This window comes from Sphingopyxis yananensis (assembly GCF_020687785.1).
GTDB classification, from domain to species: domain Bacteria; phylum Pseudomonadota; class Alphaproteobacteria; order Sphingomonadales; family Sphingomonadaceae; genus Sphingopyxis; species Sphingopyxis yananensis.
On the sequence record NZ_JAJEWI010000010.1, the window covers coordinates 149,592 to 173,757 of the forward strand.

Consider the following 24,166-nt stretch of genomic DNA (forward strand, 5'->3'; position numbering starts at 1 on the left):
GATGACCGGACGCATCCGGCCATCGGCATGTTCTTTCGTTCGCTTCTTTCGTGCGCGCGATATTATTGATCGGTGCTCAGGCCAGCCCGACCTGGCTGGCCGACCAATATTTCGACCTTTTCAATTTCGCCATTGAACCGACCGCCCGATGTATAGGCATTGGTGACTGGCGTATCCGCGTCAAAACCGATGTCCAATGTGTCGGTCATTTCCGGCAATTTGGAGATGGTGCGTGCAATGCGGCCACGACCGATTTCTTGGCCATTGGCCAGCAAGCGCATCTCACCACCGGCATTGCGGCCACCGTCGTAGCGGAACTCGATGCTGACCTTATGTTTTCCAGCAGGCAAGGCTTGGTTGGAAGAGATTTGGGACTGGTCACCATCCAAATGCGATGCAGCCATTAACGCATGGACGCGGCCATCCTTCATGTAAAAGCTCCACCCACCAAAACGGCTGCCGAGCGCGAGCAAAACGCCGTCAGCCGGCTGTTGCGGCAGGACAAGATCGGCGTTGATGGTAAAGCTGCGGCCCAGCAGCGGCGCTGCACGGACCGACGGAATGGAGATTCCAGCGCCCCAATATTGATAAACGCGGCGGTCTGGCACCAGCGCCGCGGCGGCGGTGAAGCGTTCAATCGTCAAGCGATTGTCGAGCGGGTAAACCTGATTGGCCTTGGCTTCCTGATCAAATTTCAACTGCATTTCCCGCAGCTTTTCGGGATATTTTGCTGCCAAATTGTTCGACTGGGAAAAGTCTTTGGTCAAATCATATAATTCCCATCCATATTCGGATGGCAATTTGCTGCTGTTCACCGACTTCCAAGGCTCCGTCTCTGGCGTTGTCGAGGCCAGCCAGCCGCGATGATAAAGCGCACGATTGCCCATCATTTCAAAATATTGTGTGTCATGCCGTTCTGCCGCCGTGGGCGCATTGAAGCTGTACGCAAAGCTGACACCGTTCATGGGTTGCTGGGGGACGCCATTTACCACGGCTGGGGCCTCTATTCCGGCCGCTTCCAAGATGGTGGGCGTGATGTCCGTCACATGGGTGAATTGCGAACGAATGCCGCGCTGGCTAATCCGGTCGGGCCAAGACAGAACCAGCCCGTTGCGGGTGCCCCCCAGATGGGACGCAATTTGTTTGGCCATTGGGAAGGGGGAGTTGGTCGCCCATACCCAACCAAAACCATATTGCGCGACGCTGTTTGGTCCGCCAAATTCGTCCAGCTTTGCCAGCAAAGTGGCTTCATCTTCCTTCATGTCATTGGCGAAATTGGCCATGGGGTTGGTGCTGCCCACTTGGCCCGCTTCGGGTGCTGCACCATTATCCCCTTGAATGAACATGATCAGGGTGTTCTTATCCACACCAATACGTTCGATTTCGTTCAATATCCGTCCGAATTGATCATCTTGATAGGCCAGCATCCCCGCATAGACTTCCATCATACGTGCGCTGATTTTGCGCTGATCTGCTGTGAGCGCGTTCCATGCCAAAATGCCTTCGGGGCGGGGGCTGCTGACCGTCCCTTTCGGAATCAAGCCCTGACCTATTTGCTGGCGATGCGTATTCGCGCGGACATTGTCCCAGCCAGCGTCAAATTTTCCGCGGAATTTTTGGATCCAATCGCTTGGCGCTTGCAGCGGCGCATGGGCTGAACCAGTTGCATAATATACGAAAAATGGCTTTTCGGGGGCAACGGATTTTTGTGTACGTATCCAATGGATTGCGTCGTCCGCCAAGGCTTTGTCCAGCACGCCGTCTTTCAAGGTCGGTACCGCTTCGGTTCCACGATAAAGGGCCGGGGTGAATTGGTTGGTTTCCGCACCCATGAAACCAAAGAAATGTTCAAAGCCCAGACCCGTTGGCCACATGTCGAATGGACCGACCGGCGAAACATGCGCTTCGGGTGCGTTATGATGCTTACCAAACATCGCCGTATTATACCCATTTTGGCGCAAGGTTTCCGCGACGGTGGCGGCGCTTTTGGGCATGATATTGTGATAGCCGGGGAAGCCGGTTGAAAGATTGGCCACAATGCCATTGGCAACCGCGTGATGGTTGCGCCCCGTCAGCAAGGCTGCGCGCGTTGGCGAGCACATGGCGGTGGTGTGGAAGCGATTATAGATTAGGCCGCGTGCAGCCAAGCGATCCAAATTCGGTGTCGGGACAGGGCCGCCAAAGGTGGACGCCGCGCCAAAGCCTACGTCATCCGTGATGACCACGATGATGTTGGGGGCACCTGCTGGTGCCTCGACGGGTTTGGGAAAGGCTGCGGTGGAATCAGCATAGGTTTGTCCAATGACGCCCTTGAATTCGGTCGTTTCTGCTTGACTGGCAGGTGCCGCGACCAGCGCCGCGATCAGCGCGCAATAAGGCAGGGCGCGTGCGCGTTGTACGTTATTTTTAAACCGATGAAGCATGATGATCTCCCAATACTGGACGATCTCGTACTATGTGATGATGCTGAAATCAAGCAGCGGAGCGTTGGCGAAGTCTATGGGCGGATAAAGGAGAAGCGACGTTGGGAAGGGCTTGGGGGTAGCGTCTGGGACTGATCGCGCGAGGCTGCATACCCATCGGCGGGACGGCATGGCATTTTGGAATATAGTCATTTGTGCCGTCTGAGCGGGCGCTTTAAATATTATATTTTGACAGGCGGCGTCTGGGCGGCGATGCGCGGCTGATTCTGTTTATATGATCCCTAAAAAGCACCGCAGAGTGATTTTCAAGGCATGTTTTGGCAAAAATGAAACTGAATTTTCCGATAATTTCAATATTTTTTATTCTTAGAAAATATGGTTTTTTGCAATAATACTGCCGGATTCATCTTCTATTTGCCATGAATGGTCACGCAAATCCTAATTTTATAGCATGAAAAATTTCGAGGACTTGGTATCGGATCAATGCGGCGCGTTGGGCGCGCCGTAAAACTGGCGTAAGAGGAGTTGGCGCCTAATGACCGATGTTGTTCTAGATCTGCCTGTCGATACGGCAGATTCCGCTACACGGATTGAATATGATTTTCTGGGCGAAGTGGCTGTTCCGGCGGAACGCTATTATGGTGCCGAAACGATGCGGGCGATCCGCAATTTTCCGATTACCGGGACCCCAATTTCGGCGATGCCGGAACTGTTAATGGCGTTGGCGTGGATTAAAAAAGCCGCCGCGCAAACCAATTTGGTGTCCGGAGATTTGTCGGATGATCAGGCGACTGCCATTGTCGCGGCCTGCGATGAAATTTTGGCTGGCAAGCTTCACAGCGAATTTTGCTTGGATGTGATTCAGGGCGGGGCAGGAACCTCGACCAATATGAATGCGAATGAAGTCATTGCCAATCGGGCGCTGGAAATCATGGGGCATCAGCGCGGTGACTATGCCCATATGAGCCCGAAGGACCATGTCAACAAATGCCAGTCGACCAATGATGTCTATGCCACGGCTATCCGGTTGACGGTGGTTCAGATGAACCGGCGTCTGGCGGCCGCAACGTTGCGATTGGTCGAAGCCTTTGAGCGCAAGGCCGAAGAATTTCACCATATCCCGAAATTGGGACGGACCCAGTTGCAAGATGCCGTGCCGATGACGGTGGGGCAAGAAATGCAGGCCTTTGCCGACACGCTGCGCGACGATGTGGCGCGGATCGAGGAAATGCAGCCATTGTTCATGCAAGTGAATATGGGCGGCACGGCAATTGGCACGGGTGTTGGGGCGACGGATTATTATATGCACCATATTGTCCCCAATTTGGCGCAAGTGGCCGATATGGCGATCACGCCATCGCACAACCGGATCGAGGCGACATGGGATACCGGCCTGTTCGTCTTTTACAGCGGATTGTTAAAGCGTTTGGCGACTAAACTGAGCAAAATATCCAATGATTTGCGTTTGCTGTCCAGCGGACCTTTGTCGGGTATCGGCGAATTGTGCCTGCCACAAATGCAGCCAGGTTCGTCAATTATGCCGGGCAAGGTGAATCCGGTTATTCCCGAAGTGATGAACCAAATTTGCTTCCGCGTATTTGGCGGCGATACCACGGTGACCTTTGCGGCAGAGGCTGGTCAGTTGCAGTTAAATGCGATGGAACCCGTCATCATCTGGACATTGTATGAAAGCTGTTCTGCGCTGATTACGGGCATGGACACGCTGATTGAAAATTGCGTCAATGGCATTCGGGTCGACGAATTTCGTACGGCTCAACTCCTGCAAGGCAGCACCGCTTTGGTGACATCTTTGATGCCCGACATTGGCTATGCTAATGCATCGCGTGTGGCCCGCACGATGATCGAAACCAAGATCGGTATTGCCGATGCTTTGCGTCTGTTGTTGCCAGAACAGGCTGACCGGCTCATCCGGCAATATTTGATGACCTGACAGGAAAATGGTCCTCGTGGCGCTGAATAGGGATTGTCGCCGCCGTGCGGCGCTCCCTAGGGCTCTGCCACGGGGATTAACGCCTTTTCCCGCCACCCCCTTCACCTGCGAAGCTGCGAGGCGGGCGGTGGAGGGGCAGCCTAACCCTTTGCGTCACCGCCTAGAGTGCGACCCGTAACGGCAGGCGTGCCAATAAGACGGGGCTGCCGTGCTGATTGTTTCGCGGTGAAGCATCAGCATCCCATGTGAGCAGGGAGGCTCTTTTTTATGATGTCAGGACAATGTTGGACCCGATAATTGGGTAACGCTTCGCCGCTGATGATGTAGCCGGTTAAGATGTTGGCTTAATATATTAGCATTGTGTTGTGATTATTATAAATAGTGCCATTTTTGCAATAATCTTATTAAATTTCTAAAATAAAATGTGATTTTTATAATTTTCTGCATGTACCGCGTTGGTGATTGGGTGTTGATTTTCAATGCAATGGTTATGAATAAAGTCTATTATTCGTTACAATGTTAACGATATATTATAATATTCTATTGACGTTGATTGAAATTTTGATCAATCTGATTTTCGAAGACTGATATGTCACGCATGTGCTGCGCGGTAATGGGTCCAATGGGATAAGGCTGCATATTCTTGTTCCGTTGGCGAACGGTGTATAGAAGGGCAGCGTCGATGGACAATTTTTCTGCACCCAATTCTCACTATACAGAGGATTGGCCGGAGGACGACACTCTGGCGATGGACTATATTGTCAATCATAACAGAGAGTTGTCGCTATCCATCGATCCGAAGCGCAAAGTCTATGTTGCTGCGGCGCGCCGTTTATTGGTTGCAAGGCAGAATATTGCAAAAATTATGCCGCGCAACTTGTTCCGTGATTCCGCATGGGACGTCATGCTGGAACTATATATTGGTACGGCGGAGCAGACAGATGTCTATGTTAAGCAGGCAATCATTGCATCTGGGGAATGTCCTGCAACCGCTATGCGGATTATCGCACGATTAGAAAAGTCGGGTTTTTTATGCCGGACGGGAGATCCCAGTGATCAGCGGCGGGTGGTGGTTTCTTTGTCCCGCATAGGGATGGATGCCATGGAAATGCTGCTGAAGGAATTGGATGGCGATACGCTTAAAAGCTATAATCCTCGATCCGATTAAAAGAAAAATTGACCGTTATGGCATAAGTGTTGCCATATTGGCGTCATTAGGGGCAGGTCTTTTCTGTTCCTTTCTGGTCTTCCAATAGAATTTGATCAGCATTGTCTTTGGACCGACGCATCATGTGCGCTTGGCGGGGGAGGATGAGTTGGTCATGATCCGATGTGATTTTCTGCGCATATCATGGGCTGGAATGGCGGCGTGACAAGTGCATCCGGCTTGATGCTATGCTTGGCTGCGACGCTGCCCAATCCGTCGGCGGATCAAGCGGATGCGGCCAGCAGCAACGACATTGTTGTGACGGCTGAACGTCACGGCCAAGCACGCGTTGCTGCGGACAGAGAAATAGATGAGGCGCAGATTTCTGGCTTTGGCGCGGAATCGATTGACCAGTTGTTGAAACGTGCCGCGCCATGGATTGATCCAACGGGTGAAGAGCCTTTGCTGTTGATTAACGGTAAACCGATTGGTTTCGACCAATCCATCCTCAGCTATCCCGCCGAAGCCTTGACCAGATTAGAAGTCTTAAAGAGCGAGGCCGCCGCCGAATATGGGCATAGCGGCGGCGGGCGGGTGATTAATTTGGTGCTGAAACGGCGTTTTAGCAGCCTGAATATGGATTTGGGGTATGAACAGCCAACGCGTGGTGGCAGCAGTGGGCAGCGGGTTTCGGCAGGGCGCACCGCTATTCAGGGGGAATGGCGCTGGAACGCAAATGTCCGCTTAAGCCGCGATAGCGCCTTGTTGAAAAGCGCCCGAAATGGTGCGCGGCGAAATGGGGTGTTTGATCAGCGAGGCGTCATAATTGGACAGAATGGCGGCGAAGTCGACCCGATCTTGTCCGGCATTTTGGGGCGAGAGCTGTTGGCGGTGGCGTTGCCAGCTCATGATGGTCCGTGGGACCTAGAGGATTTGGCCGCGAGCGCCGATGATTTTTATCCCATGGACCCCAGTGACTATGAAACTTTGCAGCCGAGGCGGCATTCGGCATCCTTGAACGTGGGGGTGACGCGCCCGCTTGGAGCGTTCCAGATATCGCTGAACTTGCGGGCCAATCAATCTCGCAACATGGCATGGCGCGGTCCCGCGATGGCCCAGTTTTTGTGGCGCGAAGGGCAAGCCGATTCTCCCTTTGGCGATGATGTCCGGATCATACGACCCTTGACGGGCCTGCCCGCCCTGCGCGTAGAGGGTAAAAATCAGTCGGTCGGTGCTTCGTTGAATTTGAACGGTAAAGTGGCGGGATGGCAATTGTCATTGGGCGTGAATGCCAACCGGAGTTGGAACGAGAATATGGTCGAAAATGGCGTCGATCAATCTGCGTTGCAACAGCAATTGGATGATGTTTTATTGTTGCCGTGGGATGGTTTGGATGCCCGCTGGATCAGCAATAGCGCCACCAAGGGGCGGAGCGACATGCTGGCGCTTCAGGCCAATGTGAACCGAAAATTGTTTCAATTGCCGGCAGGTCCCGTCAATTTGGCAATGTCTTTTTCCGCCAATCATACATCAACGGAGCGCCAGCAAAATGGTCAGGATCAACCAACGAGGCGTCGTCAGCAAGGGCAGGGGCGCGTAGCATTCAATCTTCCGATCAACCGAGGGGATGAGGGGCTGTGGCCTGAACTGGGCGATTTAACGTTCGACATCGCCGCGTCGACGCAGCGAATGAGCGGAAGTGGCGGGCAGAATAGCTGGTCGATGGGCGTCAACTATGAACCATTTGCGTGGCTGCAGCTGCGCGGATCATGGGACTATAGCGATGCGGCGCCATCGGCCGAGCAATTGGATGGCCCCATTGATCAAAATGTTCAGCGTATATTTGACTATGCACGGCAGGAAATGGCCGATGTCATCTGGATTGTCGGGGGGAATCCAGCGCTGCGGCGTGGACAGCGCCGCAATATGATGCTGAGCGCGGCCGTGCGGCCCACCTCGACCTTATCCTATCAGGCCGGATATCGCGAAGGCGTGGCGCGATTTGGCATCACCGCTTTGCCAGAGTTAACGCCAGCGATAGAGGCGGCCTTTTCAGACCGTATTTTCCGTGATGCTGATGGCTATTTACGGCGCATTGATGCGCGGCCGATCAATTTGGATCGCCAAATTGACAGCCAATTTCACCAAAGCATCACTTGGAATGGGACAATCGGCGCTCAACGTTCTGCTTTGGGGCTGGTGCCAGCGTCCAGTGAAGTGGGCGGCGTTGGGCGCGCGCCAGACACGCGGCTGGAATCGGCGTGGACTGTCCAAGCCTCGCTTTCCCATAATATGCGCCTGAAATCGCGACTGCTGATCCATGAGGGATTGCCCGAGATTGATCAATTGGGCGAGGAAAGCGGGCAGAGCCGCCATGATGTATCGGGGCAGATCGGCGTATCGCGAACTGGTATTGGCGTCACATTGCAAGGAAATTGGGCCAGCGGCGGGCGACTAAAAGCAACATCAGGGCAAGGGGCGTTGCGGTTCAAGCCGCCTTTAACCTTGAATTTATCAACATTTATAGAGCCGGATAAATGGAAAAGTAAAGCGTGGCTAAAGGGCTTGCGGGTCAGCTTGGACGTCCAAAATCTGACCCGCCAATATCGTCGGGTCGTGCGCGATGACAATAGCGTGCCAATAGGATTTGGGCGGGATGACATTGACCCCGTCGGGCGGATCATCCGTGTGACTATACGCAAGAAATTTTGATCACAGCGCCATCGGATGAACAGCATTTATGGCAGGTGTAACGCCGTCATGTGGGGCGTGCCGTGGGAATGGCGCATTTGTACCTTTGCCCCTTTGCCTCTTTACGTTGTCCCACAGCAACGCCTTGAAACCCAAATGTCGCGCCTTTAGAAAGCCGCCAGACCCGTAATGGCGCGGCCCAATATCAGGGCATGAACATCATGTGTGCCTTCATAGGTGTTCACGGTTTCCAAATTCATGGCGTGCCGCATGACTTGATATTCGCCGCTGATCCCATTTCCACCGTGCATGTCACGGGCGACCCGCGCGATATCCAATGCTTTGCCGACATTGTTGCGTTTGATGATGGAAATCATCTCTGGCGCAAAATTACCGTCGTCCATCAACCGGCCGACCCGCAAGCTGGCTTGCAAGCCCAAGGCGATTTCAGTTTCCATATCGGCCAATTTCTTTTGCACCAATTGGGTCGCGGCCAAGGGGCGGCCAAATTGATGACGGTCCAATGTGTATTGGCGGGCGGCATGAAAGCAAAATTCGGCGGCCCCCATGCTCCCCCAACTAATGCCATAACGAGCGCGGTTGAGACAGGAAAATGGACCTTTCAACCCTTGCACATCGGGCAGGATGGCGTCTTCGGGAATATCGACATCATCCAATATCACCATACCGGTAATCGATGCCCGTAAGCTGAGCTTATTTTCAATTTTGGGCGCAGACAGGCCCGCCATGCCTTTTTCCAACACAAAGCCGCGAATGCCGCCGCCATGGGCATCGGACTTCGCCCAAATCACAAAGACGTCCGCAATGGGCGCATTGGATATCCACGTTTTGGCACCATTTAGCCGATATCCGCGGGCTGTTTTTGTAGCGGTTGTCCGCATGCCACCAGGGTCGGAACCCGCGTCGGGTTCGGTCAGGCCAAAGCAGCCAATCCATTCCCCGCGGGCCAATTTGGGCAAATAATGCTGTTTTTGCTCTTCGCTGCCAAAGGCATAGATGGGATACATGACGAGGCTGGACTGAACGCTCATCATCGAACGATAGCCGCTGTCGACCCGCTCAATTTCGCGCGCGACCAAGCCATAGGCCACATAGGATGCCCCCACGCCGCCATAGGTTTCAGGGATTGTTGGACCAAGCAGACCCAGCGCGCCCATTTCGCGAAAAATGCTGCTGTCGGTGGTTTCATTGGCAAAAGCCTCGATAATGCGCGGTGCCAAGCGATCTTGTGCATAGCTGCGCGCGGTATCGCGGATCATGCGTTCGTCGCTGGTTAACTGATCGTCCAAAAGCAATGGATCGGCCCAATCGAATGTCTGCACCCTCTATCCCTTTTTAAGGCTTCGGTACGTTTTGCACCGATATGGATTTTGCCACCATATGTTGCCGATTGTCAGCGACAAGACAATTGTTGGTCAGTTGATTTTTCCGTTTCGGTGATGGCGGCTTGGACCTGATGAGAATGAAAAAAAGGCTGACCGCTTATGTCAGCGGCCAGCCCTTTTTGATCTTATATATTAAAAGGTCAGAAACGTGCGTTCATGCTGACCCAAAGGCTGCGGCCTTTGTCTTTGTTGTTATAATTATCATAGAATAAGGTTTCATTGGTGCCATCATAGAGGCCGTCCCCGTTCAGGTCACGGAACTCTGTGCGATAGCTTGTATAATCTTTGTTGAGCAAATTATTCACACGGACGTTCAGCGTGATTTGCTTGGTCGCTTCATAGGCTGCGCCCAAATTGACAATATGATAAGGGCGATAGGTGAGGGCCTCACCCGTTACCGGATGCACAGAGCGATAGCGCTTGGATTGATACTGCCCACTAAGCAGGAAGCTGAGCTTGTCTGTGGCTTTCCAATCCAGCGAAGCGTTGGCCATGTGGCGGGCGCTTTCCCCCAATGGAAGACCTTGCTGAGCGCCGCTTTTTTGCTCGCTGTCGGTCAACGTATAGTTTGCACGCAATCGCAAATCCTTGGTCAGAGCTGCGCGGGCAGAAATTTCAATCCCTTGGATCACGACCCTGTCGATGTTGGTCGCGCGCGTAGAACTTGGGCTATAGCCAATTTCTTCATAAGCGCCCGGGCTTGCGCACTCTTGTACTTCATTGGGGCCGCACGGCTGATTGGCGATTTTATCGTCAAAGCTGTTGTGAAATGCTGTGACGTTAAAACCATGGCCATCAGGATGCTGCCAATAAAGAGCGACTTCGGTGCTGACGGTCGTTTCCGGTTTTAGGTTGGGGTTGCCGTACATGGGGGATGTCCCCTGCGAACCAAATCCAACCACACCGTCGTAAAGTTGGGTCGTTTTCGGTGTTTTAAACCCTGTGCTCACGCCGCCTTTTAACGTGAACTGGCTGGAAATATTATACACGCCATATAGGCGCGGGCTGACATGGCTGCCGAACACTTCATGATCGTCATAGCGCACACCTGCTGTGATGGCGAAAGCCTCGATGGGACGATAGGTGTCCTCAATGAATAATGACCACATATTATGCTTTTGTGATCGGCCAGCGTCGTTCGTTTCCAAACCAAAAACACTGTCGTTCAATTTTCCACGGATCAATTGTCCGCCCACCACCAGATTATGCTGGCCGCCCCAATTGAAGGGCATGTCCATCTGGGCATCTAATGTATATTGTTCGCTTTCCAACGTGCGCTTTGGCCGAGGCAGATAGCCTTGCAGGGCTTGATATTGCTGGGGCGTCAGATTGTTTTGGAAGATTGCCAGCTTTTGGGCTTCTGACAAATTGTTCCACACATTTTGATTGGCATAGCCTGGGACGCTTTGGATGCGGCAATAGCCTGTTGCGGTGGTCACACTGCCACCCATGTTCACGCAAGCTGTGTTCCAAAGACCTTGCAGGCTCTGCCGCTCGGTAACCGAGAAGGGCAGGGTGCGGCCATCATTGTTGGTGGAAACATGCGACAAAGTCACGCGGCTGTTGCCGAAGGACCAATTGCCTTGATGGGTAACCGACCAGCTATCGCGCGAAAATTCTTGCGTCGGGGCATAGCCTGCACGCGGTTCAATCCGACCGTTGCTGCCAACGCGCAGCATGGCACCGTAATTGTCGACGGTGCCTACTGGATATTCTTCAACGCCGTCATCATTAATCTTGATAGCATTGTCATATTTCTGACGAGATATATCATAATCAAAGGTGATGGTTTGATTGTCTGTTGGAGTCAGGGTTAGGCTGACCCCACCGGACCAGTTTTCGTTGTCGACCGTTTTTCCGCCGCCACCAAAGCCCAATGAGCGATCAATCGGCAGGCCGTTCGGATCGGTGATGGACGTATAGCTGGGGTTGGATGCGTCACGCTTATACCAGCTCCCTCGTGCAGTAAGATTCAGCAAGCCTTTGATCAAAGGCCCATTTACATAGGCATCAGCCGTGGTGTCATTGCCATATTCTTTGCTGCCTTCAAAGGTACGGCTGACCGTCATGGAACCATTCCAGCGGTCTAAATTGCGCTTCGTGATAATGTTAATCACCCCGCCCATGGCGTCCGCGCCATAAAGGGTCGACGCTGGACCACGGATAACTTCGATCCGTTCAATCGAGTCACGTGGTGGAATATGATTAAACTGATTGCCACCAAAGCTGTTGGGATAGATGTCGCCATTATTATTTTGGCGGCGACCATTGATCAGGATCAGGGTATAATCGCTACCCATGCCGCGCAGGCTGATGGTGCCTTGGCCTGTTTTGTCGCGGGTTTCGCCGATGTCGACGCCTTCTAAATATCGAACAGCGTCCAGCAGCGTTACATAGGGACGGCCTTCTAGCTCCTCCGCAGAGATAACACTGATGCTGGCGGGGGCATCGGTGATTTTTTGTTCAAAGCCCGCTGCGGTGACGACGATGTCATTGCCGCCGCTAGCATCAGCAGATTCGTCTGCAAGAGCTGCGGTGGTGCAATAGGCAAGACTTAGTGCCGTTATGCTGCTGCGAACAAGCCAAGTCTGACGACGCCCGTTACGGGTCTTGAAACTCATGAATAACCCCTATTGAGAATGCTTATCATTTCCACTTGGGGTGCATTTGGCCGAGTTCATATAAACTGTCAATTGCGAATTGTTCGCATTATCGACTTTTTTGACAAAAAATCCGTTAGTCGTTTCGATGAACATATAAGGGATTGATCGGGGGTGTCGTAACAGTATGAATGTGGAGCATAAGAAAAGGCAGGGATTTCTCCCTGCCTTTTTCATTTTTCCTTCTATTAAGCGACCCTAAGGTTGCTGGATTAGAAGCGTGAGCGAACTGTTACGCCATAGGTGCGAGGCTCTTCTGGGAAGGCCACGCGGCCGCGCATACCGTTGCCGCCGCGCAGCGGGGCGTTGGCTGTGATGCCGCGTGTGATTTCGTTCGACAGATTGGTTCCCCACACTTCAAAAGTGAACTTCTCATCTGGCGTCGTGAAGCCAAGGCGAGCGTTGATTTTGAAATAATCTTCCTGCCAATCGAAAGGCAAAGGAATGAGCGGGCCGCCTGGAACCATTGGGGCCGTTTCGGTTGGTGTCGTGCTGGTACGGCGCTTGCCGCTGTAATTCACGTTGACGTTGGCCAACATGCCCCAGCCCGAACTGTTGAGCGGGCCATCATAGGTAATACCTGTGACACCAGCCCATTTCGGCGCGTTGGTGAGTTGCTCACCACAGAGTGTCTTAACCGTTGCCAAGACGCCAGCCGGCACACCGTCATCACAATTTTTGGGATAGCGCGCATCCGTATAAGCCAAGGCAAAATTGACGGTCATATAGGGATGAAAGCGGCCCAAAAGTTCCAGTTCCGCACCAGTGGATTTCGCAGCCGCGACGTTAAAGGTTTGGAATTGGGTGCCGGTGAATTCCAACACCTGAAAATCCGTCATGTTCATATGGAAGACGGCAAGGTTCGCAGTGAGCTTGTTGTTCAACAGCGAGGATTTGATCCCGATTTCATAGGAATCGACTTTTTCCGACCGGAAGCGTGGGTCGCCGCCCGAAGCCACAGATGCAGAGGCTGGGTCGAGGTTGAAACCGCCGGATTTAAAGCCATGCGAGAAGCTAGCGTAAGCCAAAAGACCCGCATTGTTATTATAGGCAATCTGACCTGTATAGGTAAGTTCATCATCTTTAAATCGGCGGTCAAATTCGCGGGGGATCAAAATTGACGCTGGAAGCACAGCGGGGTTAGCCGACGTGACTTGTGTTGCAAAGGGGAAGCAGCTCAGGGCCACGGCCGCACCCGTAAGGGTGTTGAGCATACTTTGTTCCGTGTAATTTGTCGGGTTTCCTGGAACACCTACAGTTGACAGATTATTTCGTAGATTCTGATAACCATTGACAATGGAATTGCAGGCGGCGGAGTTTCCTTCCAACTGTTTAAATGTGCCATCCTTCTTTTCGTCAACATAGCGCGCACCTAGGGTTAGGCTGATGTTGTCGGTGATATGGAAGGTGTTGTGCGTGAAGATGGACCAGTTTTCAGAGTCTTGTGTAAAGCGGTTGACGCCATAGCTCCCCGACGAGTTGATGCCAGTAGTCGCGCCAAGGCCAGCCAGATTCGGGGCTTGAGCCAGCCGTGTCATGGCGATTAGAGGATTGGTCCCCAATGTGCCAAGGAATCCGCCCAGCGCTTGACCTGCAGGAGTACCATTGAGTGCCGCGAATAATTGGGTAGCGGCATAGGCTTGATATTGCGCACCCAAGCTCATGGATTGGATTTCTCGGATTTTTTCCGTGGAATAATATCCGCCTACCAACCAGTCGAGCTTGTCGTCAAACGCGCTGCCTTGCAGGCGGAGTTCATGGCTCATCGTCCGGTTGCGACCACCTTGCGGTGTTTCGCCATTGGTCATGGTGATGGGTTCGACGTGATAAGCGTCAAGACCGACGAAGCTATCCTGCGTCGATCGCGCCTTAAATTGACGATAAGCCCCGATATAGGTCAGTTCGGCATTTTCGCCGAGGCCCCATTTCAGTTCGCCCGAAACGCCCCATTGTTTGGTTTTGTTGGTAAAGCCCATGTCGTTCGAGCGCATGTTGCGAAGCGCCAGTGGGCCGCTGGCCTTTACGCCGCCATCGGCAGGTAGGCCATAGGCCGCAAAGGCTCCAAGAGCTTGCAATTCCGTCTCGCGCAGGATGACGACGGAGCAGCATTGTTCGTCGGTTTCGGCGTAATCGCCGATAATGCGGACGCTAACGTCTGCACTGGGTTCCCACAGCATTTGGCCCCGCACAACATAGCGATCACGCGTGCTGCTTTCGGCGTCGCTGTTGACGCTTTTCAATGTGCCGTCACGCTTGCGATAGGCACCCGCGATGCGCACGCCCAGCGTATTTTCGACCAAGGGCGCGCTGACGCCGGCTTGAACGCCGTAATAGTCATAATTGCCATAGCTGGCGTTCACAAAGCCCTCAACCTTGCTGAGGTTTGGGCGTTTGGTCGTAATATTTAGCGCACCAGCCGAGGTGTTGCGTCCGAAAAGCGTGCCCTGCGGGCCGCGAAGAATTTCCAAACGTTCAATGTCGAGCAAGTCGCCCAAGGCCACGCCGGGGCGGGACTGGTATACGCCGTCGATGAACACGCCGACCGAACTTTCGAGGCCGGTGTTGTTGCCCGTGGTGCCGACACCCCGGATACGGATGGAGGTGCCCTGTGTTTCGCTTTGCGAGGATTGGAGGTTGAAGCTGGGGGTGATAGAACCCAATGTGCGGATGTCCTGCACGTTTTGGCGTTCCAGTTCATTGGGGCTAACCGCTGTGACAGCAATCGGAATATCTTGAACGTTGGCAGCGCGGAGCGTTGCAGTGACGATGATGACATTATCGTCGATGGTGCTGTCATTTTGTGCATAGGCGGGCGTCGCAACGACCATCGCCAGTGCTGAAGTTCCAATGAGCGCCTTAAACTTCATATCCAACCTCCCTGTTTGGCTGCATTCATTGTGCATGCCGTCCAACAACAATCTTGCAGGGATGAGTTTCAAACAGTCGAGCGCCAAGGACTGGTTAAGTACCAGTTTTATTTTCTTTCCCTGACGCCAGCTATGCTGGCTTGATCCTCTCCCGTCAGTGTTGGGGAAACACACTGACCTATTGGGTTACTGATCATTTCTATGATCTTTGTAACACACTTAGGTTGCTCTTAGTTGTTTGCGCCGTCAAGCGACTTGTTATCTATCTAGTGGTTAAATAAATTTTGGGAAAATTATCGACGAAAAGCGCAGCTTTCCGTGGCGTAAAACCCAATTTCGGCAGAGCGATCTCTTTGCTATGGGGTTGCTTATTTGTGCTGAAAGGCCGAGATGTGCGGCAAGTTAGCAACAGTTAGGGTAGTGGAATGGACCCCGTGGAATTGGATACGGATGGCAAGATATTGGTGCCGGATCATGTGTTGGAGGCAGTGCGGACGCTGATCCACTGGACTGGCGAAGACACCAGCCGCGAAGGGTTGCGTGACACACCGCGCCGCGTGGCGCGGGCGTGGAAAGAATATTGTCAGGGCTATGATGAGGACCCATCGGTGCATCTGTCACGAACCTTTGACGAGGTTGGCGGATATGACGAGATTGTCTTGCTGCGCGATATTCCGTTTCAGTCGCATTGCGAGCATCATATGGCCCCGATTACGGGCAAGGCGAGCATCGCTTATCTGCCGCGAAACCGCGTGGTTGGGATTAGCAAATTGGCGCGCGTGCTTCATGGATTTGCGCGCCGGTTACAGGTTCAAGAGCGCCTGACCGCCGAGGTGGCGCAATGTATTTGGGAGCATTTACAGCCCCAAGGTGTGGCGGTGGTCATCGACGCGCAACATGGCTGCATGACGGGGCGGGGCGTACGGACGCCCGGCGTTGGTATGGTGACCAGCCGGATGCTAGGTTGTTTCTTGGATGATCAGCGTAGCCGTAAAGAAGTGCTGAGCCTGATGGGCTATTAAATCATCTAAGGTGGGGCGCTGGCCCCGCTGGAATGACCAGATGGGCGCGGGGCATTATCGCTCTGCGCCCATTTTTATGCGCGCTTTGGTCGCTGGCGCGCGCACAACAAGCATAAGAAAAGGCCCCGAAACCAAGTTTCAGGGCCTTTCTTTTATTCGCGAAAGCGACGAAGGGATTAGGCTTCGTTTGCTTCTTCAGCAGCAACTTCGCCTTCAACGGCTTCGCCGTCGAATTCGTCTTCGCTGTCAGGCTCCAGAGCCGAAGCAGCAGCTTCTGCTTGGTCTTCTTCGAACATCGCTTGGATGACGTCGATGCCTTGCTTTTGCATTTCTGCTTCGTCAGGCGAGCGTGCAACGTTCACGCCGATGGTGATCGCAACTTCAGCGTGCAGCTTGACCTTAACGTCGGTCAGGCCCAGCGACTTGATCGGACGTTCCAGTTCCACCATCGATTTGGTGATGCCAGCAACGCCGTTTTCAGCCAATGCGTCCACGATGTCGCGCACAGCAACCGAGCCATAAAGCTGGCCGGTGTTCGATGCTTGACGGATCAGAACGATTTGCGTGCCTTCGATGTCCGAAGCGCGGCCTTCAGCAGCCGTGCGGCGTTCAGCGTTGTCGGCTTCGATCTTGGCGCGGTTGGCTTCGAACAGCTTGCGGTTTGCGTCATTGGCGCGAAGGGCTTTGTTGTTCGGCAACAAGAAGTTGCGAGCATAGCCATTCTTTACGGTAACAACGTCACCGATAGCGCCCAGCTTCTCGATACGTTCGAGCAGGATGATTTGCATCTGTAAGCCCTCCTTACTTCACAATGTAGGGGAGCAGGCCGATGTGGCGCGCGCGCTTGATCGCACGGGCCAGCTCACGCTGCTTCTTGGTCGATACCGCAGTGATGCGCGAAGGAACGATCTTGCCGCGCTCCGACAGGTAACCCTGAAGCAGACGTACGTCCTTGAAATCGATGACCGGTGCATCCTTCTGGCTGAAGGGGCAGGTCTTGCGGCGACGGAAAAAGGGTCGTGCCATGTTAATCGCTCCTTATTCTTCGCCGTCGCGGTCACGGCCACGGCCGCCACGACGTTCCTGCTTGCGCATCATCACCGACGGGCCTTTTTCGACCTCGTCCGTGCGGATGGTCAGCCAACGGATGATATCTTCGCTGATCGCAGCTTGACGTTCGATTTCAGCAACGGCTTCGCCAGGAGCTTCGATCGATACCATCGCATAATGACCCTTGCGGTTCTTTGCGATTTTATAAGCGAGCTGCTTCAGACCCCAAGTTTCAGTCTTGTGGACTGTGCCCTTGAATTCCGTAACAATGTTGGCGACGCTTTCCGCCAGCGCGTCGACCTGAGCTTGGCTCAGATCTTGACGCGCAATAAACACATGCTCGTAAAACGGCATGATGCGCTTCCTTCCTTTGGCCGATCGCTGACCTGCGCCAATCACAGGCCCCTCCGGCTGTCGTCTCACTTTGCGGGTTAAGGCGCATAGTAATAACAGGGCGAAACTTCGCAGTTCGCCATGAATGACAGCGCCCTATACAGATTCGAAGGGATTAATCAAGCGCGGGCGGCCAGCTTTTCCAGCAATATAGCGGCAAATTCGGTGAGGCTGTCGTCGCGCGCGCCCAAGATGATGATACGATCGCCCGCTTTGGCGGTGCGCAGCATCGCTTCGCCGCACTGATCACGCGCTGCAATATGTTCGGCATGGCCGCCCAAGGCGTTGATGCCGCTGGCCAATGTGTCGCTGCCGATGCTGCGGTCGACGGTGCCGCCGAAATATACAGGGTCGCATATATATAGCCTGTCGTCCGCACCCATGCTTTGTGCGAAGCTGGCTGCTAGCTCTTTGCCCATTTGGCGCAGGGGGCCATAGCCATGCGGCTGGAAGAACAGCAATAAGCGCCCCGCGACATCCTTGGCCGCCGACAATGTGGCGGCGACTTTGTCGGGGTTGTGGCCGAAATCATCGATGACGGTCACGCCGCCTGCTTCGCCCAAGACTTCGTAGCGGCGGGCAAGGCCTTTGAAATCGGCCAAGGCGGTGGCTGCGTCGTTTAGGTTGACGCCGAGCGCCGCGACCGCAGCCATAGCGGCAAGGGCGTTGGCGGCATTGTGGCGGCCCGGCATGGCGAGGCGGACCTTGGCGTTTTGGCCTTGATAAGATGCGGTAAAGGCGCTGCCGCCTGCCAAGGGCGTAAAGTCACTGCCGCGCATCATGGCGCTGTCCGCAAAGCCAAAGCTGACGACATTATTAGCAAGGAGCAAGGGCGCGGATTCGGCGTCATCGGCGTTGATGATGGCCGTGTCGGCCTTGCTGGCAAAATCGCCGAACAGGGCGTGCAATTCCTCTAAGCTTTTGTGATCCAAGCTGATGTTAGTGACGATAGCGATGCTGGGCTGATATAAGGATATGCTGCCGTCACTTTCATCCACTTCGCTGACATAGGTGGCGCTGTCCCCCGCCAAGGCGCTGGCGAACGGGTTGGCGGGGCCAGAGAAATTGCGCATCACGGCGCCGTTCATCACCGTAGGGCGGCGGCCTTGGCTTTCCAATATCCAGCCGATCATACCGGTGACGGTCGATTTTCCGCTGGTGCCGCCAATACCCACTTTATGTTGGGCAGCGTTGAAGAGCGCTGCGTTTAATTCGGCGCGGGTCATGCGAGGCAGGCCGAGGCGCTTTGCCGCCGCAATGTCGGGCACGCTATCTTCTATGGCGGCGGAGGCGACGAGTGTCTGGCCGCGTTGGACGCCGCTGCCATCTTGGGGATAAAGCGCGATACCGCGATCCTGCATCCAGCGAAATTTGTCGGCTGACCGTCCTTGGTCATGGCCGCGATCGGACCCTGCGACCTGTGCCCCGCGTGCTGCCAAGATCATCGCCAAGGGGAACATGCCCGAACCGCCGATGCCGCAAAAATAATAGCAATTGTTTTCCGCCATGCTGCGGCGTTATGGCCTTATATCTTGCTTTGCAACTGTGCTGGCGCGCAGCTTGTCATTTACACCCAAAGGAACGCTGCTGATGCGTATTGCCATAACCGCCCCGTCCACCGCGATTACGCCGGATGATGCAGAGGCGGTGCAGGCCTTGGCTGCCATGGGTTATGGCGAATTGGAATTGATTTTCGATCCGCAATGTTTCGCCAGCCATGGGCATTTTGCAGGCGATGATGCGCGGCGTTTAAAGGCGTTGGTCGATATGGCGAACAGGTCGGATATTGACGCCATTTGGTTTGCCAAGGGCGGCTATGGCGCATGCCGTATCGCGGCGCAGGCGGTGGCGGCGATGGGGCCTGCGGCGCGCGGCAAAGCCTTTTTGGGTTATAGCGACCAAGGCAATATGTTGGCGGCGCTATACCGCGACGGATTTGACCATGTGGCGCATGGCCCGATGGTGTCGGACATCAACCGTGACCGCGGGGATGATGCGATATTGCGCGCGCTCGATTGGCTGGTGTCGCGCAGCCCATCCACCCTCGCGCCGGAATTGCGGCATGGCACACGCTATGCGGCATTTAATTTGATGACGCTGTCGATGCTGCTGGGCACGGAATTGGAACCGGACTTGGCCGGCCATATGGTGATTGTCGAGGAAGTGAGCGAATATCTTTATGCTTTCGACCGGGCCTTTTTTCATGTCGCCAGCAATTTGGCGGCGCGGGGCGCGGCGGGTATGGCCTTGGGTCGCGTGAGTGCCGTGCCCGAAAATGACCGGCCTTTTGGCATGGAGGCCGAGGAAATTGCGCGCTATTGGTGCGCGAAAATGGGCCTGATCTATGGCGGGCGCATGAATATCGGCCATGATGCGGATAATCATGTCGTCCCGTTCGGCTTGCATCGCGCGGGGTGAACGAATAGGCGCGGGGCCAAATTCGTTTTTACCAATAACCAACGCAGGGGACGCATCATGCGTGCATTCATCTTTCCAGGTCAGGGCAGCCAATCGGTCGGCATGGGCAAGGCCTTGGCAGACGCATCGGTTCACGCGCGCGAAGTGTTCCAAGAAGTGGACGACGCGCTGGGCCAAAATCTGTTCAAGCTGATGAGCGAAGGCCCCGAAAGCGATTTGACGCTGACCGAAAATGCCCAGCCTGCGATTATGGCCAATGCCATTGCGACATTGCGCGTGCTGGAAATCGAAGGCGGCATCAGCTTGGCGGACAAGGCGCAATATGTCGCGGGACACAGCTTGGGCGAATATAGCGCCTTATGCGCAGCGGGTGCCTTTGATCTGGGCACCACGGCGCGCTTGCTGAAGGTGCGCGGCCAAGCCATGCAGGCGGCTGTGCCCGTGGGCGTTGGCGCAATGGCGGCTTTGCTGGGCGCGGATATCGACACCGCGCAAAAGCTGGCCGATGCTTCGGCCGCCGAAGGGGAAATCGTTACCGTCGCCAATGATAATGACCCCAGCCAAGTGGTGATTTCGGGTCATAAGGCTGCGGTGGAACGCGCTGTTGGCTTGGTGAAGGATTATGGCATTAAGCGCGGCGTGTTGTTGCCCGTGTCCGCGCCTTTCCACTGCCCATTGATGCAGCCTGCGGCGGAAGCCATGGCGGCGGCCTTGACCGAAAATGCACCCAATGCACCGGTCGTCCCTGTGATTGCCAACGTAACCGCTGCGCCGGTTAGCGATGCCGAAACCATCCGCAACTTGTTGGTGCAGCAAGTGACGGGCCGTGTGCGCTGGCGCGAAAGCGTGCGCGCCATGGAAGAGATTGGCGTAGCGCACTTCGTGGAATTGGGCGGTAAAGTGCTAACACCGATGGTGAAACGCAGCGCCACTGGCGAGGTCGAAACCAGCAGCATCATCACCATGGATGATATCGAAGCTCTGCTGAAGTCGCTTTAATTACAGATAGTATAGGAGAATTTATATGTTCGACCTGACTGGTATGACAGCATTGGTAACGGGCGCTTCGGGCGGCATTGGCTCGGCTGTGGCAAAGGCCTTGGCGGCCCAAGGTGCGCGCATCGCCGTTTCGGGCAGCAATGTGGACAAGCTCAACGCGTTTCGGGACAGCTTGGGCGGCGACCATGTCGCGCTGCCTTGCAACCTTGGTGATGCCGCGGCTGTTGACGCTTTGGTGCCTTCGGCTGTCGACGCCTTGGGCGGCAAGCTGGACATTTTGGTGAACAATGCTGGCGTGACCCGCGATAACCTCATCATGCGAATGAAGGATGATGAATGGGCGGATGTGATCCGCATCAATTTGGAAGCGACCTTCCGTTTGATGCGCGCTGCAGCCAAGCCCATGATGAAAGCGCGCCATGGCCGCATCATTTCGATCACCAGCGTGGTTGGCGCGACTGGCAACCCTGGCCAAGCCAATTATGCGGCGTCCAAGGCTGGCGTTGTCGGCATGAGCAAGGCGCTGGCACAGGAATTGGCCAGCCGCAATGTGACCGTCAATTGTGTCGCGCCCGGCTTTATTGCCACGGCGATGACTGACGTGTTGCCGGACGCCCAAAAGGAAGCGCTCAACCAGCGCATCCCCGCTGGCCGGATGGGCGAAGGCAGTGATATCGCAGCGGCGGTGGTTTACCTTGCCTCGCGCGAAGCCAATTATGTGACGGGCCAAACTCTGCATGTGAACGGCGGCATGGCGATGATGAGCTAATCGCTCTCCGCTCTGATCTGACGAATAAAGAAAAGCCCGCTGCCTGTGGATAGGCAGCGGGCTTTTCTTATTTGGCGAAGGAGTGAGGCGCTAGAAAGTCGCCCGCGCCGATACCCGCACATCGCGGCCCGCCAGCGCTACATAATCTTTGGTGAAGCTGGCGTGTCGGCGCGCCTCGACATCAAAGATATTATTGGCGGACAAAGATAGTGTCAGATTTTGCTGATCGGGCAGGGGCCGCCAATCGATGGAGGCGTTGACCATCGTAAAGCCTTTGGTTGCGGTTTCATGCGCGCCAACCCGCGTCTGATCGTCGGTCCATTCCACTTCGCCGCGCAGCGTCAGATTGTCGCTGGTCATCGCCAAGCCGCCCAGCAAGCGCAGTGGTGGAATGCGCGGGGCATGTTCATCGACATTGCCCTTGATCTTGGCGCGGGTCATGTCCGCCACACCCTCGGCGCTCAGCTTGAACGCACCAATGGTGGCGAGGTCGGCCTTGGCTTCGGCTTCAAAGCCCCAGACATGGGCGTCTTGCTGCATATATTGAAAGACGGGCAGGCCATGGTCCGTCTCGCCCGTCGCGGATGAGAAGATGAAATCATCGAACCAGTTGGAATATCCAGACAATGTCAGGCTGGCCCCAGCGCTGCGCCAGCGCAAATTGGCTTCGGCGCCCCAGCTTTTTTCCGCTTTCAGCAATGGGTTGCCCATTTCATAGGCCTGTGTCGCGATATGCGGGCCGCCCGAATAAAGTTCTTCGGCGGACGGAGCGCGGACGGTGCGGGCCAAGGTGACGCCCAATTTTACTTGGTCGGTCAATTTGACATTGCCGCCCAAGGCCCCCGAAAAATCACCAAAACTGCGATTGTAGCCCAAGGTCGGTGCTTTGATACGCGCATGTTCATAACGCGCGCCTGCTTCGACACCAAAACGGCCCAAGTCCCATTCTTGTAGGGTGAAGACGGCCATATTCTCTGTCAGGTTGCGCGGGACAAAGGCTTCGGCACCAACGGCGTTGAAATCGCGGTGGCTATATTGCACGCCGCTGGCCCCGCGCCATCCGCCGCGCGCATTTTGGCTGAGCTCCAAGCGGCCTTCGACACCGGTGTTGGTAAAAATAGTGCCAACTTCGCTGCCTTCATATTCGGTGTGGCGATAATCGGCAAAGGCCCCACGCAGGCGCAATTTGTCGAAAAATCCATCGCCCAGTTCCAATTCGCCGCGCACATCGGCGCGCCATTGTTTCATGCCAATGGTTACGGCTTCGTCGCCGTGATGGTGGCCGCCATCATCGCCATGATCGTGGTCGTGGTCGCCGCCAGCGTGATGGTCGGTAAAGCTTGGGCGCAGCGGCACGCCATAATCGCTGTTATAATGCGCGATGGACAGGCCCAATTGGCCGCCTTCGTTGATTAGGGCAATGCCGCCGCCAACGGTCCATGTCTGGCTGGCTGTGTCTGCTATGCGGCCCCGGCGGTTGGCGGCTTGGGTTAGTTCCTCCGCTTCTTCGGTGTGGCCGTCGGCGGCTTCATGTTCGGCGGCGTGCAGCATGTCATGGCGCAGGTCGCTGGCGATGATCGGGCCACCGGTGCGCAGGTCGCCGCTTTTGCGCCAACTGCCGTCCAAATGCATGGCGATGTTGGAACTGAGCGGAACATCAATGGATGCGCCTATGCTGCGGTCTTTGGCCGCGGTGCCATATCCGGCAATGGCGTGAACATGCGCATGGTCGGTTGGCACGTCGCGCGGAATACGGCGGTCGAATAAATTCACTGCGCCGCCAATGGCTTGGCTGCCGAACAGCAAGACGGCGGGGCCGCGCAAAATTTCGACCCGTTCGACCGTTAGCGGATCAAGCGTGACGGCATGGTCGGCGCTGCTGGCCGATGCGTCAATGGACCCGATACCATCGGTTAAAATCCGCACGCGATCGCCCGAAAAGCCGCGCAAGATGGGGCGGGACGCACCCGCCGTAAAACTGGTGGCTGATACGCCCGCTTGGCGGGTCAGGCTGTCGCCAATTTGCCCGCGCATATCACGTGCCAATTCATCGCCTTCGATTACGCTGACATGGCCCAAAATATCCAACCCCGCGACATAGGGGGCGGTTATGACGATATCGTCATTGGCGTGGAAATCATCTTTGGCAGCAGCGCTTTGTGCCTGAGCAGTCAGGGGGACGGCGAAAAGAGCGGCTAGGGAAAAAGCCATGGAGGAAACAGAAGCAGCAGGCGGTTGGCGCATGTTATTATCCTGAATTTCGGGTGTTATGCAGTGTCTGTAATGATATACTATATCAAGCGCAAATGCTTTTTGCACTTTTTCAAGGTGGCCATGTTGCTTTGGCGACTTGCGGGGGCGGCATTGGCA

General features: G+C 55.0%; 16 protein-coding genes. 7 read left to right on the forward strand and 9 right to left on the reverse strand.

The genetic code is table 11. The features are described from left to right. Positions 1 to 62: 62 nt before the first annotated feature. Positions 63 to 2,423, reverse strand: coding sequence for an arylsulfatase (locus LKO31_RS12270; protein WP_227690854.1), 2,361 nt, complete (start codon positions 2,421 to 2,423; stop codon positions 63 to 65). Positions 2,424 to 2,958: 535 nt separating this feature from the next. Here LKO31_RS12270 and LKO31_RS12275 point away from each other — a divergent pair. The 3 genes from LKO31_RS12275 to LKO31_RS12285 all read left to right on the forward strand — a co-directional run bounded on the left by LKO31_RS12275 (position 2,959) and on the right by LKO31_RS12285 (position 8,233). Continuing rightward, a complete protein-coding gene (locus tag LKO31_RS12275; protein ID WP_227690855.1) occupies positions 2,959 to 4,374 on the forward strand; it encodes an aspartate ammonia-lyase in 1,416 nt (471 codons plus the stop codon). A gap of 682 nt (positions 4,375 to 5,056) precedes the next feature. Beyond that, positions 5,057 to 5,542: a helix-turn-helix domain-containing protein gene (locus LKO31_RS12280; protein ID WP_227690856.1), complete on the forward strand. Its 486-nt coding sequence runs from the start codon at positions 5,057 to 5,059 to the stop codon at positions 5,540 to 5,542. Positions 5,543 to 5,743: 201 nt separating this feature from the next. Continuing rightward, on the forward strand, positions 5,744 to 8,233 hold the full coding sequence (locus tag LKO31_RS12285) for a porin family protein (protein WP_227690857.1): 2,490 nt from the start codon (positions 5,744 to 5,746) through the stop codon (positions 8,231 to 8,233). A gap of 146 nt (positions 8,234 to 8,379) precedes the next feature. On the opposite strand, the gene LKO31_RS12290 is transcribed toward LKO31_RS12285, so the two are convergent. The 3 genes from LKO31_RS12290 to LKO31_RS12300 all read right to left on the reverse strand — a co-directional run bounded on the left by LKO31_RS12290 (position 8,380) and on the right by LKO31_RS12300 (position 15,145). Beyond that, entirely contained in the window at positions 8,380 to 9,555 is a 1,176-nt protein-coding gene (locus LKO31_RS12290) for an acyl-CoA dehydrogenase (RefSeq protein ID WP_227690858.1), read from the reverse strand. A gap of 203 nt (positions 9,556 to 9,758) precedes the next feature. Then, positions 9,759 to 12,239 carry a TonB-dependent receptor domain-containing protein gene (locus LKO31_RS12295; protein WP_227690859.1) on the reverse strand — a complete coding sequence of 827 codons (2,481 nt, stop codon included), beginning with the start codon at positions 12,237 to 12,239 and terminating at the stop codon, positions 9,759 to 9,761. Between the two features lie 251 nt (positions 12,240 to 12,490). Continuing rightward, complete coding sequence (locus tag LKO31_RS12300; RefSeq protein WP_227690860.1) at positions 12,491 to 15,145, reverse strand: TonB-dependent receptor; 2,655 nt, start codon at positions 15,143 to 15,145, stop codon at positions 12,491 to 12,493. 425 nt (positions 15,146 to 15,570) lie between these two features. Here LKO31_RS12300 and folE point away from each other — a divergent pair, with 425 nt between their 5' ends. Further along, a complete protein-coding gene (gene folE, locus LKO31_RS12305; protein WP_227690861.1) occupies positions 15,571 to 16,167 on the forward strand; it encodes a GTP cyclohydrolase I FolE in 597 nt (198 codons plus the stop codon). 176 nt (positions 16,168 to 16,343) lie between these two features. Here the strand turns inward: folE and rplI are convergent, their stop codons facing one another. The 4 genes from rplI to LKO31_RS12325 all read right to left on the reverse strand — a co-directional run bounded on the left by rplI (position 16,344) and on the right by LKO31_RS12325 (position 19,118). Beyond that, positions 16,344 to 16,955, reverse strand: a complete 612-nt coding sequence (gene rplI, locus LKO31_RS12310) for a 50S ribosomal protein L9 (RefSeq protein WP_227690862.1) — start codon at positions 16,953 to 16,955, stop codon at positions 16,344 to 16,346. A 13-nt stretch (positions 16,956 to 16,968) separates the two neighbouring features. Beyond that, on the reverse strand, positions 16,969 to 17,193 hold the full coding sequence (rpsR, locus tag LKO31_RS12315) for a 30S ribosomal protein S18 (RefSeq protein WP_227690863.1): 225 nt from the start codon (positions 17,191 to 17,193) through the stop codon (positions 16,969 to 16,971). 12 nt (positions 17,194 to 17,205) lie between these two features. Continuing rightward, on the reverse strand, positions 17,206 to 17,571 hold the full coding sequence (gene rpsF / locus LKO31_RS12320; protein WP_227690864.1) for a 30S ribosomal protein S6: 366 nt from the start codon (positions 17,569 to 17,571) through the stop codon (positions 17,206 to 17,208). Between the two features lie 158 nt (positions 17,572 to 17,729). Further along, positions 17,730 to 19,118 (reverse strand): Mur ligase family protein, encoded by a 1,389-nt coding sequence (locus LKO31_RS12325; RefSeq protein WP_227690865.1) that lies wholly within the window; start codon positions 19,116 to 19,118, stop codon positions 17,730 to 17,732. A gap of 82 nt (positions 19,119 to 19,200) precedes the next feature. Between LKO31_RS12325 and LKO31_RS12330 the strand changes: the two genes are divergently transcribed. From LKO31_RS12330 to fabG, 3 genes are read left to right on the forward strand one after another with little or no spacing between them, the layout of a single operon-like run. Further along, complete coding sequence (locus LKO31_RS12330; protein WP_227690866.1) at positions 19,201 to 20,028, forward strand: LD-carboxypeptidase; 828 nt, start codon at positions 19,201 to 19,203, stop codon at positions 20,026 to 20,028. A 57-nt stretch (positions 20,029 to 20,085) separates the two neighbouring features. Then, positions 20,086 to 21,027: an ACP S-malonyltransferase gene (gene fabD / locus LKO31_RS12335; RefSeq protein ID WP_227690867.1), complete on the forward strand. Its 942-nt coding sequence runs from the start codon at positions 20,086 to 20,088 to the stop codon at positions 21,025 to 21,027. 25 nt (positions 21,028 to 21,052) lie between these two features. Then, positions 21,053 to 21,796 (forward strand): 3-oxoacyl-[acyl-carrier-protein] reductase, encoded by a 744-nt coding sequence (gene fabG / locus LKO31_RS12340; RefSeq protein ID WP_227690868.1) that lies wholly within the window; start codon positions 21,053 to 21,055, stop codon positions 21,794 to 21,796. 90 nt (positions 21,797 to 21,886) lie between these two features. Here the strand turns inward: fabG and LKO31_RS12345 are convergent, their stop codons facing one another. Beyond that, on the reverse strand, positions 21,887 to 24,040 hold the full coding sequence (locus LKO31_RS12345) for a TonB-dependent receptor (RefSeq protein ID WP_227690869.1): 2,154 nt from the start codon (positions 24,038 to 24,040) through the stop codon (positions 21,887 to 21,889). Between the last annotated feature and the right edge of the window lie 126 nt (positions 24,041 to 24,166).

Bases quoted from the DNA above. Each gene is read 5' to 3' on its own strand.
- LKO31_RS12270 (WP_227690854.1), bottom strand. From the start codon at position 2,423: ATGCTTCATCGGTTTAAAAATAACGTACAACGCGCACGCGCCCTGCCT.
- LKO31_RS12275 (WP_227690855.1), top strand. From the start codon at position 2,959: ATGACCGATGTTGTTCTAGATCTGCCTGTCGATACGGCAGATTCCGCT.
- LKO31_RS12280 (WP_227690856.1), top strand. From the start codon at position 5,057: ATGGACAATTTTTCTGCACCCAATTCTCACTATACAGAGGATTGGCCG.
- LKO31_RS12295 (WP_227690859.1), bottom strand. From the start codon at position 12,239: ATGAGTTTCAAGACCCGTAACGGGCGTCGTCAGACTTGGCTTGTTCGC.
- LKO31_RS12300 (WP_227690860.1), bottom strand. From the start codon at position 15,145: ATGAAGTTTAAGGCGCTCATTGGAACTTCAGCACTGGCGATGGTCGTT.
- folE (WP_227690861.1), top strand. From the start codon at position 15,571: ATGGACCCCGTGGAATTGGATACGGATGGCAAGATATTGGTGCCGGAT.
- rplI (WP_227690862.1), bottom strand. From the start codon at position 16,955: ATGCAAATCATCCTGCTCGAACGTATCGAGAAGCTGGGCGCTATCGGT.
- rpsR (WP_227690863.1), bottom strand. From the start codon at position 17,193: ATGGCACGACCCTTTTTCCGTCGCCGCAAGACCTGCCCCTTCAGCCAG.
- rpsF (WP_227690864.1), bottom strand. From the start codon at position 17,571: ATGCCGTTTTACGAGCATGTGTTTATTGCGCGTCAAGATCTGAGCCAA.
- LKO31_RS12325 (WP_227690865.1), bottom strand. From the start codon at position 19,118: ATGGCGGAAAACAATTGCTATTATTTTTGCGGCATCGGCGGTTCGGGC.
- LKO31_RS12330 (WP_227690866.1), top strand. From the start codon at position 19,201: ATGCGTATTGCCATAACCGCCCCGTCCACCGCGATTACGCCGGATGAT.
- fabD (WP_227690867.1), top strand. From the start codon at position 20,086: ATGCGTGCATTCATCTTTCCAGGTCAGGGCAGCCAATCGGTCGGCATG.
- fabG (WP_227690868.1), top strand. From the start codon at position 21,053: ATGTTCGACCTGACTGGTATGACAGCATTGGTAACGGGCGCTTCGGGC.
- LKO31_RS12345 (WP_227690869.1), bottom strand. From the start codon at position 24,040: ATGCGCCAACCGCCTGCTGCTTCTGTTTCCTCCATGGCTTTTTCCCTA.